At 65.7% G+C, this 12769-nt stretch carries 9 protein-coding genes; all 9 read right to left on the reverse strand.

The genetic code is table 11. The features are described from left to right. Nucleotides 1-215 precede the first annotated feature (215 nt). Nucleotides 216-1850, reverse strand: a complete 1635-nt coding sequence (locus GMST_RS08255; protein WP_183354170.1) for a capsule assembly Wzi family protein — start codon at nucleotides 1848-1850, stop codon at nucleotides 216-218. A gap of 304 nt (nucleotides 1851-2154) precedes the next feature. Next, entirely contained in the window at nucleotides 2155-4098 is a 1944-nt protein-coding gene (locus GMST_RS08260) for a polysaccharide biosynthesis protein (RefSeq protein WP_183354171.1), read from the reverse strand. A gap of 373 nt (nucleotides 4099-4471) precedes the next feature. Beyond that, nucleotides 4472-5032, reverse strand: coding sequence for a sugar transferase (locus tag GMST_RS08265; protein WP_183354172.1), 561 nt, complete (start codon nucleotides 5030-5032; stop codon nucleotides 4472-4474). Continuing rightward, on the reverse strand, nucleotides 5029-6060 hold the full coding sequence (locus GMST_RS08270; RefSeq protein ID WP_246399304.1) for a UDP-glucose 4-epimerase family protein: 1032 nt from the start codon (nucleotides 6058-6060) through the stop codon (nucleotides 5029-5031). Before GMST_RS08270 ends, GMST_RS08265 begins: the two co-directional genes overlap by 4 nt. Further along, entirely contained in the window at nucleotides 6057-7184 is a 1128-nt protein-coding gene (locus tag GMST_RS08275; protein WP_183354173.1) for a glycosyltransferase family 4 protein, read from the reverse strand. The genes GMST_RS08270 and GMST_RS08275 overlap by 4 nt, the downstream gene beginning before the upstream one ends. Then, nucleotides 7181-9232, reverse strand: a complete 2052-nt coding sequence (gene asnB, locus GMST_RS08280) for an asparagine synthase (glutamine-hydrolyzing) (protein ID WP_183354174.1) — start codon at nucleotides 9230-9232, stop codon at nucleotides 7181-7183. Before asnB ends, GMST_RS08275 begins: the two co-directional genes overlap by 4 nt. A 113-nt stretch (nucleotides 9233-9345) precedes the next feature. Next, nucleotides 9346-10743: a hypothetical protein gene (locus tag GMST_RS08285; protein ID WP_183354175.1), complete on the reverse strand. Its 1398-nt coding sequence runs from the start codon at nucleotides 10741-10743 to the stop codon at nucleotides 9346-9348. 16 nt (nucleotides 10744-10759) lie between these two features. Further along, complete coding sequence (locus GMST_RS08290; RefSeq protein WP_183354176.1) at nucleotides 10760-11485, reverse strand: NTP transferase domain-containing protein; 726 nt, start codon at nucleotides 11483-11485, stop codon at nucleotides 10760-10762. Further along, complete coding sequence (locus GMST_RS08295; protein ID WP_183354177.1) at nucleotides 11478-12398, reverse strand: glycosyltransferase; 921 nt, start codon at nucleotides 12396-12398, stop codon at nucleotides 11478-11480. The genes GMST_RS08290 and GMST_RS08295 overlap by 8 nt, the downstream gene beginning before the upstream one ends. Nucleotides 12399-12769: the final 371 nt, after the last annotated feature.

Below are 12769 nucleotides of genomic sequence, written 5' to 3' on the forward strand. Positions count from 1 at the left end.
TGCCTCAGCGGCGTAAAGACGACAGCAAACAGCAGAGCCGAATTGACCAAAGCTAATAATATAACCGAGGACTGGAGGAAATAAAGGGGGGGAGCGAGTTAAATGTGGCAGAGAGAAAAGAGGTGGAGCAGCTGACGAGCCAAGACCACAACAGTCGCTGAGCTTGCCAGGTCAATTGAGAGAGCCGCTCGCCGTAAAACAAGCGGCTTTAGCCTTCAATACCTGTAGCGCATTTCGGCGCGCACCAGCTGATTGCTGCGGAAGACGCCGGAGCGGAGTTCGAAGTTGTCGATCCACTCGCGTCCGTACATGACCAGTGCGCTCAGCTCACCCTTGACCGGGAAAGTCCAGAAGCCGCGCACGGCGTATTTGCGCTCGATTGCCTGCATCACCCCGTTGGGGTCGAAGCTGCCGCTTGGGTCGACGGTGATCCGGCCGTAGTCCCCCCGCGAGGTGCGGAAGGCTTCCAGGGCGAGGTTGTTGCGGGGCGAGAACCAGTGGCTGTAGCGCAGGAAGAACTCCTGGGCGCCGCCCCCCTGGGAGTGGCCGATCGGGAGGTTGTAGTGCAGGTACCCTTCGGGGAAGGTGGAATTGGTGTAGAGGATCTGGTTGCCGCGCAGGTACTCGAAGCGCAGGTCGTCCTTGCCGCTGGCGGAAAGCCGGGGGATGTAGAAGCCCGCGAGGTAGCTCTCGACGATGGGCCAGAAGGCGGCGGAATCCTCCCCGGAGTACTCGCCGTAGAGTTCGGCATTGCGCAGCCAGGGAATCCGGTAGCGCAGGTCGATGCCGGCCACCGAGTTCGAGTTGTCGGAGCTGGTGCCGCCGACCAGGCCGCGCAGGGTATCGGCCGGTCCGTTGGGGACGCCGGGGCCGCCCGCCTGACGGCCGAGGTTGATGCCGAACTCGAAGTTCTCGGTCGGCTTCATGGAGAGCTTGAAGGCGATGAAAAAGGGCTGCCGCGTGGCGGTTCCGGTGGTCGTTTTCTCGAAGCGGGAGAAGATCAGGTCGTACTTGAGATCCCACAGGTAGCGCGTCTGCACCGGCTCGGGGCTGGAAAGCTTCACCTCGTCGAAGTTCTTCGCGTTGTTCGTGAGGGTCAGGGTGCCGCGGTAACCGGGGCCGAGCCAGTTCTCGTCGCGCCCCAGTTCCAGCTCCAGCCCCTTGCCGCCCAGTTTCAGGTATCCCTTGTTGAGCCTCAGGCGCGTGTCGTCGTCCTTTTCCGACCAAAGGAGCATAGGTTCGACAAAGAGCGCCGTTTGCGCGCCCAGGTAGGCCTCGCCGCTCGCGCGCAGGTCGAGGTTACTCCCCGAGCGGTAGACTACCCCTTCGTTGTTTTCGAAGAGCGGCGTCCCCTCGCTGCCGCGCTGCTGGATCGGGGCGGGGTACGGGTTCGGGGGCCGCAGCCCGGAGCCGATGCCGAAGGCCCCGTCGTTGCCGGGGTCGTTGACGGCGCGGTAGTAGCTGCGCGGCTGGCCGTCCAGGTAGACGTAGCGCAGCTTCGCGGTCCCGATGGCGGTGTCGAAGCGGGGCGCCTTCTCCTCGTGGCCGTAGAGATCGCTCTCACGCGGCAAAAGCTCCCGCAACCGGAGCACCAGCTCTCCCGCGAGTTCCGGGTAAGCGCCGGAGGGGAGGTTTGCTTCGGCCTCCTTCAAAAGCCTGGCCGCCTCGCTGCGCGAAAAGGGGCGGATGCCGCGGAAGTCGCTGGTTATCAGGCCGTAGCCGGAGAGTTTTTCCAGGTAGAGGTAGATCGGGCTGTCGAGAGGGACGTTGGGAGAAGAAAGCGCGAAGGCGCGGCCGGTAAAGGCAAGAAAGGCAACAACTATCAGCAGGACGCAACGGATCGAGATCATAGATGTCCCAGGCGTAACAGGGATTTTAGGAGCTCGCACCGTTATATAACAACACCTCCTCTTTTAACAGGGATAAATGGGATACAAAGGATAAAAGCAAACCAATATAACAGGGATGCACGGGATAAAGGGGATAAAACCATCTGAAAACAGGGATACATGGGATGCACGGGATAAAAACAACCGAAACAGGGATGCATGGGATAAACGGGATAAAACCAACCGATAACTGGGATGAACAATGCTGAGTCGATCAGAGCTGCTGTTCTTTCGGTCTTTATCTCCTTAATCCCGTTCATCCCTGTTAGTTTTTCTCTGACATCCCTGTAGCGACCCTCAGGTTGCGAACGAAGGCGGGTTTGTGCGGTGGGAAGAGGTCGGGGCGCACCCGCTGGAACGTAGGGGGTGGTGCCACCTCGAACTCGTAACGCGGCACGAACTCGGGGACGATCGCCTTGAGCGCTTCCACCAGCGCGGCAATGTTTGCGCCCCGCGCCACACTGAAAAGCTCCTCCAGGCGCTGGCTCACCTGCTTCAGCTCGGACTCCACCGACGCCATCACCCGGATCTTGCGGTGCGTGGTCGGCCGCATCCCCTCCCCGTCGATCAGCAACTCCTCGAAGAGCTTCTCCCCGGGTTTGAGTCCGGTGAAGGTGATGTCGATGTCCTTGTAGGGAACCAGCCCGGAGAGGCGGATCAGCTCCTCGGCCAGGGCCAGGATGCGCACCGGCTCCCCCATGTCCAGGACGAAGATCTCGCCCCCCTTGCCGATGCACCCGGCCTGCAGGACGAGTTGAGACGCCTCGGGAATGGTCATGAAGTAGCGCACCACGTGTCTGTCGGTGACGGTGACCGGGCCACCGCTGCGGATCTGCTCCTTGAACAGCGGAATCACGCTCCCGTTCGAGCCCAGGACGTTGCCGAAGCGCACCGTGGTGAACTTGGTCTTGCTGAGGGCCGCCAACCCCTGCACGTAAATCTCGGCACTGCGCTTGGTGGCCCCCATGATGTTGGTCGGGTTCACCGCCTTGTCGGTGGAAACCATGACGAAATTGCGCACCTTGTACTTGTGTGCGGCATCAGCCACCACCTTGCTTCCCAGCACGTTGTTCAACACGGCCTCGGCCGGGTTGTACTCCATCATCGCCACGTGCTTGTACGCCGCCGCGTGAAACACCACCTCGGGATAGAAATCGTCGAACAGGGTCGCCACCTTGTCCTGGTTCTTGACATCCCCCACCACCGGGATGATGCGCAGGTCCGGATTGGCTGCCGCCAGTTCCTTCTCGATATAGAAAAGCGGCGTCTCGGCATGGTCGAAGAGGATCAGCTTGGCCGGCTTGAAGAGCGCCACCTGGCGGCAGATCTCGGAACCGATGCTCCCCGCGGCCCCGGTCACCAGCACCTTCTTGTCGGTGAGGTAGTTGCGGATGGCGCTTTGGTCGAGGACGACCGGGTCGCGCCCCAGGAGGTCCTCGATCTCCACATCCTTGATCTGGGACACCGACACCTTCCCGTCGATGATCGCGGTGATGGCCGGCAGTGTCTTGAAACGGGCCCGCGCCCGCTGGCAGCTCGCGATGACCCGCCGCATCAGGGCGCCGTCGCCGGAGGGGATGGCGAAGATCACCTCCTCGATCCGGTGGATCCGCACCAGGGCCCGCAAGCGGTTGGTGCCGCCCAGCACCCGCACCCCGGAGAGGCGCAGCCCCCGTTTGCCGGGATCGTCGTCGACGAAGCCGACCACGTTGTAAGGGGAGCTCGTCTGCTTGCGGATCTCGCGTAACAGCAGGTTCCCGGCATCCCCCGCCCCGATGATGAGGGTGCGCTTCCCTTTGCGCAGCGAGGGGATCACCCGGGTCTCCCGGTAGATGCGCCAGACCAGGCGGCTGCCGGCCACGACCGCGAAGAGCAGGAACCAGTCCAGGAAGTAGATGGAGCGCGGCAGTGCGAAGGGGCCGCGCAGCAGTACCAGCAAAAAGCTCGCAGCCAGGGAGGAGACGGTGACCACCTTGAAGATCTGGTAACCGTCCTGCAGCGAGGCGTAGCGCCAGATACTGCGGTACATGCCGGAAGCGGCAAAGAGGGCGGGCTTGACCAGCAACACCACGGCAAACCCCTGGGCGAGGTTGCGCAGCTGGTCAGGGGGGATCACGAAGTCGAAACGCAACAGAAAGGCCCCCACCAAGGCCAGGGCGATCAACGCCACGTCTAACACAAACACCAGGATCCTTCTGGCATGAAACATAGAGCTCTCCCCGGATCACAGTCTTAACTTATGAATTTTATAATTTATTAATTTTAATTGGCAGACTATAACATACACATCTAGATTAGCAACCCGATTTTCCGGGCGCTTCTGGCAATGGGGCGCCGGCCCAAAGAGGTGCTTTTGGCTGTCATGATAAGGGTTTGAAATCAGGAGTGAGCTTGGTCGAGAGACTAAGAGGAGGGAGAGCCGTTGCCGGCGGTTACCAGGGAATCCCTGAGACAGCGCGACCGCTTTGCATTGAGTGGACGCGGGAGTATCGCGATCATGAGAAGTTCGGGTGTGACAGAGACGCGGAAGTGGAAAGAGAATGGGCCCGGAGTCGGTTCGGCAAACGCCGCTTCGGATGAGGTCAGTGCTGCACCCCTTCCCGGCGCAGCACCTTCACGAAGGTGAGCAGCAGCACGTAGAGATCGAAAAGCGGCGTGCGGTGGAGGAGGTAGTAGGTGTCGAAATCGACCTTGACCGGTATGGGGAGTTCGTCCCGGCCGTTTATCTGCGCCCATCCGGTAAGCCCGGGGGGGAGCCGATGCACCCCGCGCTCGGTGCGCAGCGCGATCAGGTCGTCCTGGTTGTAGAGGGCCGGCCTGGGTCCCACGAAGCTCATATCCCCCCTGAGGATGCTGTAGAGCTGGGGGAGCTCGTCGAGGCTCGTCTTGCGCAGGAACTTGCCGACCGGGGTCAGGTAGCGCTCGGGGTCGTCGAGCAGATGCGTCGCCACGGCGGGGGTGTCGATGCGCATGGTGCGGAACTTGGGCATCCGGTAGAGTACGTTGTAGCGCCCGACCCGCTGCGACCAGTAAAGGGCGGGCCCCGGCGAAGTGAGTTTCACCAGGAGCGCCACGGCGAGCATGATGGGGAGGCACAACGGGAGCGCCACCAGGGCAAGCGCCAGGTCGAAGAGTCGCTTCATGGTTCCTCCTTGCGGGCGGCCAGGTACCAGCGAGCCGTCTCCTCAAGCCCCTGCCCGACGCTGTAGGGGGGGCGCCAACCGAGTCGCTCCCTGATGCGGGAACTGTCGACGGCGAGCGATCCGGTGAGCCGCTGCACCGTGGCGTTCCTGCCGGAGAGTACCCCCGCCAGCCTCAGGAGCGCTGCGGGAAAAGGAACGAGGCGGGCCGGCACCTTCAGGGCCTGGGCCGCGCGCCGCACCAGCTGCGTCGTGGAGAGGTCCTCGCCGTCGCTCACCAGGAAGGTCTCTCCGGCGGCTGCCGGGTGCCGGAGTGCCGTTAGGAGCGCGTCCACCAGGTTTTCGAGGTAGATGAGGCTGCGGCGGTTCTTAAGGCTCCCCAGCGGCAGCGGGAGGCCGCGCTCGATCACCCGGAACAGCTTGAAGAAATTCGCCCGGCCCCCCGGCCCGTAGACCAGGGGCGGGCGCAGCACCACCACCTCGAGCCCGGTTTCCTCGGCCACTCGCCAGAGGGCCTGTTCGGCCTCCCATTTGCTGATGCCATAGGGGTCGAGCGGGGCCGGCGGGGTCAGCTCGCGGTAGGGATCTCCCCCCCCCTCCCCGTGCACCTTCACGGAGCTCGCGAAGACCAGGCGGCGCACCCCGGCCCGGGCCGCCTCCCGCGCCAGGCGCACGGCCCCCTGCACGTTCACTGCGCGGTAGGCCGCAAGAGGGTCGGGTGCGGTCTCCCTCAGCTGGTGCACCCGCGCCGCCAGATGCACCACCAGGTCGACCCCTTCCAGTGCCTCGCCCCAGTCGGTCGCGCCCCCCAGCGCAGGGAGCGCTACTCCCTCTACGCCTGCCGGAAGGAGCGTGCGTCCGCCCTCGCGCAGCACCGCCCGAACCTGGTACCCCTCACGGACCAGTCGTGAACAGAGTGCCGTTCCGACGAATCCGGCGGCACCGGTGACGAGGACCCTGGTCGCGCGGGGAGATCTTGCATCCCTCGGGCCGCCGGGATTGGGGTGTCCCTGCTGGCGCATCTTGTTCATAATAGCCCTCCGTACACCGCCAGGGTCTCCTCGAGGACCTTTTGCACCGAGAACTCGCGTACCGCCAGCTCGCGCCCCTGTCCGGCCATGGAGCGGCGCAGCTCGTCATCGCGTGCCAGGGTTTCGATCGCCTCGGCAAGGGCCCCGCCGTCGCGCACCGGAACCACGAGGCCGGTGCGGCCGTGCTCCACGATCTCCCGGCAGCCGGGGACGTCGCTGGTGACGATGGCCCGGCCGCAGGCCGCCGCCTCGATGAGCACCTTGGGGAGCCCCTCGCGATAGGAAGGGAGGCAGACGATGTGGGCCCGGGCGAAGACTTCGGCGACCTCGCTCGAGTGCCCGAGCCACTGCACCACCCCCTCCTCATGCCACCGGGTCAGCTGCTCGATCGGGACGCTGGCGCGGTTGCCGGGATCGTGGTCGCCGACCAGGAGACACCGCACCGGGACGCCGCGGCGCTTGAGCTCGCGCGCCGCCTCCACGAAGTCCCCTACCCCCTTGTCCCAGAGCATCCGCGATACCAGCACCGTCCGGATCTCCCCCGGCGGTTCCGGTGACGGGCGGAACTGGTCCAGGTCGACCCCGGAGCCGCGGATCACCACCACCTCATCGGGGGGGACGACCTTTGCGTCGATGAAGAGCCGGGGGTCGTCGTGGTTCTGCATGATGAGCCGGTGCCGGCGCTGCCGGAAGGCGAGGCGCAGCCCTGCCATGATGAGCTGCCGCAGGACGCGGGCCCGGCGGTGCCTGGCGATGAAGACGAAACCGAGGCCGGTAAGCGCGTTCACCACCGCGCGGGTTCCCGCCAGCCGGGCGGCGAGGCTGCCGTAGCAGACCGCCTTGAGCGCCACGTTGTGCAGGATGGCGGGTTTCAGGCGGCGCAGCAGGCGGTAGATCTGCCAGCAGGTGGCAAGCTCCTGGACCGGGTGCACCCCGCTTCGGGTCATGGGGATGTGGTGAAAGACGAACCCTTCCGCCTCGAGCCTGGCTACCGACGGGGACCGGGGCCCCGCCACGTGGACCCGGTAGCCGGCCTTTTGCGCCGCTTGGGCGAGCGGCAACCGGTGCGAGAGGAAAAACTCCAGCTGGTTCACGAAATAGAGGATGGTCGTCGGCGCGCTCACCGTGGCAGTTCCCCTACCCGCGCGGCACCCGGCCCCTGCGCCCCGTGCGCCCCGTGCGCCTCGTGCGCCTCGTGCGCCCCCTGCGCCTCAAGCCAGGCCTGGAACATGAGGACGTTCCAGAGGGGATACTGGCGGTTGTAGCGCCCGGAGAGGTGCTCGCGCCAGGCGGCCCGGATCGGTGCCGGGTTCAGGTACCCCTCCTCTTCCATCCGGCGCGCGTCCAAAAGCTCCTCGGCCCAGGGGCGCAAGGGCCCCCTGAGCCAGCTCTCCAGCGGCACCGCGAAGCCGGCCTTGGGGCGCTCGATGAGCTCTTTGGGGACGTAGCGGTAGAGCACCTGGCGCAAAAGCCACTTCCCCTCGCCGCCGCGCAGCTTGAAGGAGAGCGGCAACTGCCAGGAGAACTCGACGACCCGGTGGTCCAGAAACGGGGTGCGCGACTCGAGCCCCGCCCCCATGCTGGCGCGGTCCACCTTTACCAGGATGTCACCCGGCAGATAGGTGAGCGCGTCGAGGAACATCATCTGCTCCGCCAGGCTGCGGCGCGCGGGTCCTGCCGCGGGATCGTCCACCAGCGCGGCCGGCTCCCTCCCCCCCCAGACCAGCCGGCTCGGGTCGGTCCACTGCGAGACCAGGCGCCGGTACATCCCCAGGGGATCGTCCACGTCGAGTACCGAGGCGAGCTTGTGGAGCTTCCCTCCCGGAGTGGGCACCCTCAGGCGCTCGGGTAAAACCGGCTCCAGGCGCGCGAAAAGCCGGTCCCAGCCGGCGGGGCTGAGCGCAGTCGCCAGCCGTGCAGCCAGGCGGCGCAGCGGTTTGGGGAACAGTGCGATGCGGTCCCAGATCTCCTCGACCCACAGGTAGCGGTTGTAGCCGCCGAAGAGTTCGTCGCCGCCGTCGCCGGAGAGGCTCACCGTGACGTGGCGCCTGGTGAGCCGCGACAAGAGGTGGGTGGGGATCTGGGAGGCATCGGCGAAGGGCTCGTCGTAGAGCTCGGGGAGCCGGGGGATCAGCTCCAGGGCGTCGCGCGGGGTGACCATCAGCTCGCAGTGCCGGGTCCCGAGGTGGCGCGCCACTTCGCTTGCGTAGGCCGCTTCGTTGTACCCCTGGTCCTCGAACCCGATGGTGAAGGTCCGCACCGGGGTGCCGGACTGCGCCTGCATGAGCGCCACCACCGTGGAGGAATCGACGCCGCCGGAGAGAAAGGCGCCCAGCGGCACGTCGGCCATCATCTGCTGCCGCACGGAGCGGCGTAACAGGGTATCCAGGCGCTCGGCTGCGGCCTCGGCGCTGCCGCGGAACAGGTGGTTCGTTCCGGACTCGGCCGCCTTCAGAAGCGACCAGTAGGGGTGGGGCTCGGGGAGCCGGCGCGGGGCATCCGGGCGGCAGTCCAGCACCAGGAGGGTCCCGGGGAGCAGCGCGAGGACGTCCTGGTAGATGGAATGCGGAGCCGGCAGGTACCCAAAGCGCAGGAAGGCGGTGAGGGAGGCGCGGGAAACCCCGCCCCGCCAGGCCGGGTGGGCACGCAGCGCCTTCAGCTGGGAACCGAACAGGAAGTGTTCCCCCTGCCAGCCGTAGTAGAGCGGCTTTTCCCCCAGCCGGTCCCGCCCGAGGTAGAGCCGGCGCTCGCCGCCGTCCCAAAGCGCAAAGGCGAACATCCCCACCGCCTTGGCGAGGGTGCGGGTAACGCCCCAGACGGCAAATCCCCTCAGCAACACCTCGGTATCCGAATGGCCGCGCCACTTCGACTCACCCGCAGCCTGGACCACCTCCAGCTCCCGGCGCAGTTCGACGAAGTTGTAGATCTCTCCGTTAAAGGTGATGACGTAGCGGCCGCACGCGGAGTGCATCGGCTGGTGCCCCTCGCGCGAGAGGTCGAGGATGGCGAGTCTCGTGTGCCCCAAGGCGACGCCTGCCTCGGCGTCGCACCAGTGGCCGCGCCCGTCGGGCCCGCGCTCCTCAAGGGTGCCCACCATGCGGGCGACCCTCTCAAGCAGCGCCACCGGCGCCGTGGAACGGCTGAAGTCGAGGTATCCGGCAATACCGCACATACGCTCACCGTACCGGTTCAGCCGATGCCGCGGCCGGACCGGGGAGGATGGAGGTGGAACTGCCAATCAGTGAAGGAGACCGTGATGCTGCCAGGTGCGGGATGGACTGCGATTCACGACGAGGCGTTGGGGGCCGGACCGGGTGCGCCTCCCGCCTTGGGAGATGCCGCGCTCGCTGCAGTAAAACGTGTCCCGGTCCGGGGAGCGCCAGGGTCCCTGCGCCGGGCCAGGTACATGAGTATCCCGAGCAAAAGCGGCAACACCTGCAGTTTGTAGCGCACCCCGACCCCGAAGTTGGCCGAGGAGACGATGCCGTTTAAAAGCGCCCAGATCACCAGGAAGAGCAGGCACCACTGCACCAGCGGCTCCTTCAGGTCGCGCAAGCGGCTGCGCTTCAGGGAAAGGAGCAAAAGCCCCAAGAGGAGCGCACTCTCCAGGCCGGCCAGGAGACCGAACGGGTTCAGGATCTCGCCGGGCAGGGGTCGAAACAGCGCGGTGAAGGCGGCCTTGGGGAGAAAGGCGAGCACCGCGCGCGGATTGGTGAGATCGACGTCCAGCTCCTGGGTGGAACCACCCGCCGTACTGACAAACCCCTTGGTGGTCGAGTCGGCCACGGTGAGGAGGTCGGTGATCGCCTCGATCTTGAAGCGCTGCAGGAAGGGTCCGGCACTAACCGCAAGCGCCGTCACGACAAAGACGGTAAAGACCGCCTTGGCCGCCACCCCGCGCACTCCCCGGAAAACCAGCAGCCCCAGGGGCACCAGCATGATGATCCCCAGCCACTGCCGGATGAAGACCGCAGCCGCCACGCCGCAGGCAATGGCGACCAGGTAGCGCACCTGCCGGCGCCGGGTCCACCCCACCACGCCGAAGCTGTAGAGGGCGATCCCCAGGAAGACCAGGGGGTCTTTCCCGAGGATGGAGGACCAGAAGAGGATCCCCGGGAAGAGGCAGAGCAGGTAGAAGATCCGGCGTTCCTCGCGCCCCAGGAAGAGGACCCCGGCGCGGTAGAAGAAGTAGATCCCGACCAGCCCGAGCATGGCGAAGCTCACCTTCATGGCGTGGTAGGAGTCCGGGATCAAGAGGTTGTGCATGCGGGCCAGGTTGATCAGGTTCGCGGTGCCGTCGGTGAAACTGTAGGCAGAGAACTGGAACTCCCCCCGCGACTCGTCGAAGTACATGTAGGCGTCGAGGCCGTACTGGTTTTCGTAGGCGAGCATGACGCCGAGGGCGACGGCGACCTTGGCGCACCAGCCGGCCAGCAAAAGCTGCTTGTCCTTGGCGCAGACCGGCCAGAAAAGGATGCCGAGACCCAGCACGCCCGCCCAGACGAGCGCCTTCAAGTAGTCGGCGGAGAGTTCGGGCTGGGGGATGTCGTGGCCGCAGCCGCGCACCAGTTCCAGAAAAAGCGGCACCAAAAGGACGCTTCCCGAGACGAGCAGCGCTCCGAGCGCCAGGGGGAGCGGCACTCCGCGTAAGGCGGCCGGCAGCTTGAGGTCGAGGTCTTTCATGGCTTGAGGTAACGGTTCAAAGGTACGCCTGGATGTCCTTGAGGGAGTTGAGGGAAACCAGATCCAGATCATGGGCGACCGGCAGCCCCTCGACCTTAAAGCCGAGCCGGGACAGGTGGCCGATCAGGTAGAGAAAACCGTGCTCTCCGGTCTTCTTGCCGAACTTCCCGGGGAGCTCGCGGGGCAACAGGTCGAGGACCGGCGCGGCACGCATCAGGAACAGGCCGATGTCGCGCTCGCCCGGCCCGGACTCCAACCCCGCCTCCCGGGTCTCGATGACCTCGGTGATGGTCCCCTCGGCGTCGCGGCGCACCACGGTGTAGGCGGTATCCACCAGCTTGGTGACCAGGGTGAAGTCGTTGCCGTGCTCCCGGTGCGCCTGGACCAGGGCCCGCACCGTCTCGGGTTGGACCATCGGGATGTCCCCCCAGATCAAAAGGAGGTGCCGGGCCGTCGGGAAGGCCGGCGAGTCGCGGAAGCGAAGCACCGCGTCCCCCATCCCGAGCGGCTCGGGCTGCAGCACCAGGTGGGCGCTCAGCCCCTGGGCGGCGAGGCACTCCGCGACCTGGTCCCGCCCCGCCGGGCTCACCACCACCGTCGGACAGGGGTCGATCTCCCTCATGAGGTTCAGGATGCGCACTAGGATCGGCTCGCCCTGAATCGGAAAGAGCGTCTTGGGGTACGGCAAACCGGCGCGCGACCCGGTTCCCGCCGCGGCGATGAGCACCTTGAGGTCAGTCATGGTAATCCTTTCCCACCTCGCCCCTGAGCCCCCGCGTCACCGCCCGGTAGAGCGCCGGCGCCCGCCGCCCCACCAGGTAGGAGAGCGCCTCCCCTACCCCGTTGCGCCATGCGGTGCGCCCCAGGGCCGCAGCCACGGTGAGCAGGTTGCGCTGCACCGGCCGGTTCAGGTAGCGGCGGTTGATAACCAGCGTGTTCTTCACGTAGTAGTAGATCTTTTGCGCGGTGTAGGGCCGGCCGCTCACGTCGGGATGATAGTGGCGGGCCGCCAGGACCGAGCAGACCTCTCCGGCTTCCCTGAGGCGGAAGAAGTAATCCACCTCCTCGCCGAAGATGAAGTAGTCCCGGTTCACGTTCCCCACCTTTTTGATGGCGGCGCAGGAGATGAGCGCCCCGTTGAAGAAGTGGGCGAAGGGATAGGTCCCCCCTTTGGCGCGCTTTTCCAGCTCGCCCACCGTGTGGAGCTTGCGCCGCCGGGCCAAGAGCACCGGGAGTCCCTTGCGGTCCAGGACCGGGTGCGGAAACACGAAGCGGTCCGGGTTGTCCTCGCGGACCACCAGCGAGGCGGTACAGGCCACCCCGGGGAGCAGCGCCTCCTCGAGCCGGGCCAGCGCCTGGCGGTCCGGGAAGCCGTCGTCGTCCATGAGCCATACGGCGTCGAACCCTTCGTCGAGCGCGGTCGTGATCCCCCGGTGCCAGCCTCCGGCCGAGCCGAGGTTCTCCTGGGTCAGGCAGCGCACCCCGCGATGGGCCAGCATCGACTCGGTGCCGTCGTTGCTCGCGTTGTTGACCACCAGGACCTGGTCCGGCCGGCGCGCCTGCAGGTTGAGGTGGTCCAGGCAGCGCTCCAGCAGCACACGGCGGTTGTGGGTCACCACCACGGCGAGGATCTTAAGCTTTCCGGTTTGCGCCACGTCAACCTCCGTTGGATAGCTTCCTGCACTTATTGAAACCGGGCAGTTCGCATTCTGCATCAGCTGCCGCGAATACAGGCCGCGCAGGAGCCCCGGCAGTCTACCCTTTGGAAAAGGTTCTTCCGGGAATTCCGGGGAAGCGCGAGCAATTCTTCTCGAAGCGCTGTGGCAGATATCTCGTTCCCCCCTTTGCGAAGGGGGGACAGGGGGGATTTCATCCAGAGTTGCCACCGTCCTATACGCGCGCCACGAAAGCGAACAGCAAATCCCCTCTGTCTCCCCTTCGCAAAGGGGAGAACGTTAGGCCGCCAGCAGTGCTGTAGAGCAACTCTTTCCAGCTCTCCCCGGAAATCCCCGATGAACCTTGGAAA

Origin of the sequence: Geomonas silvestris (genome assembly GCF_014193515.1) — a bacterium.
Classification (GTDB): domain Bacteria; phylum Desulfobacterota; class Desulfuromonadia; order Geobacterales; family Geobacteraceae; genus Geomonas; species Geomonas silvestris.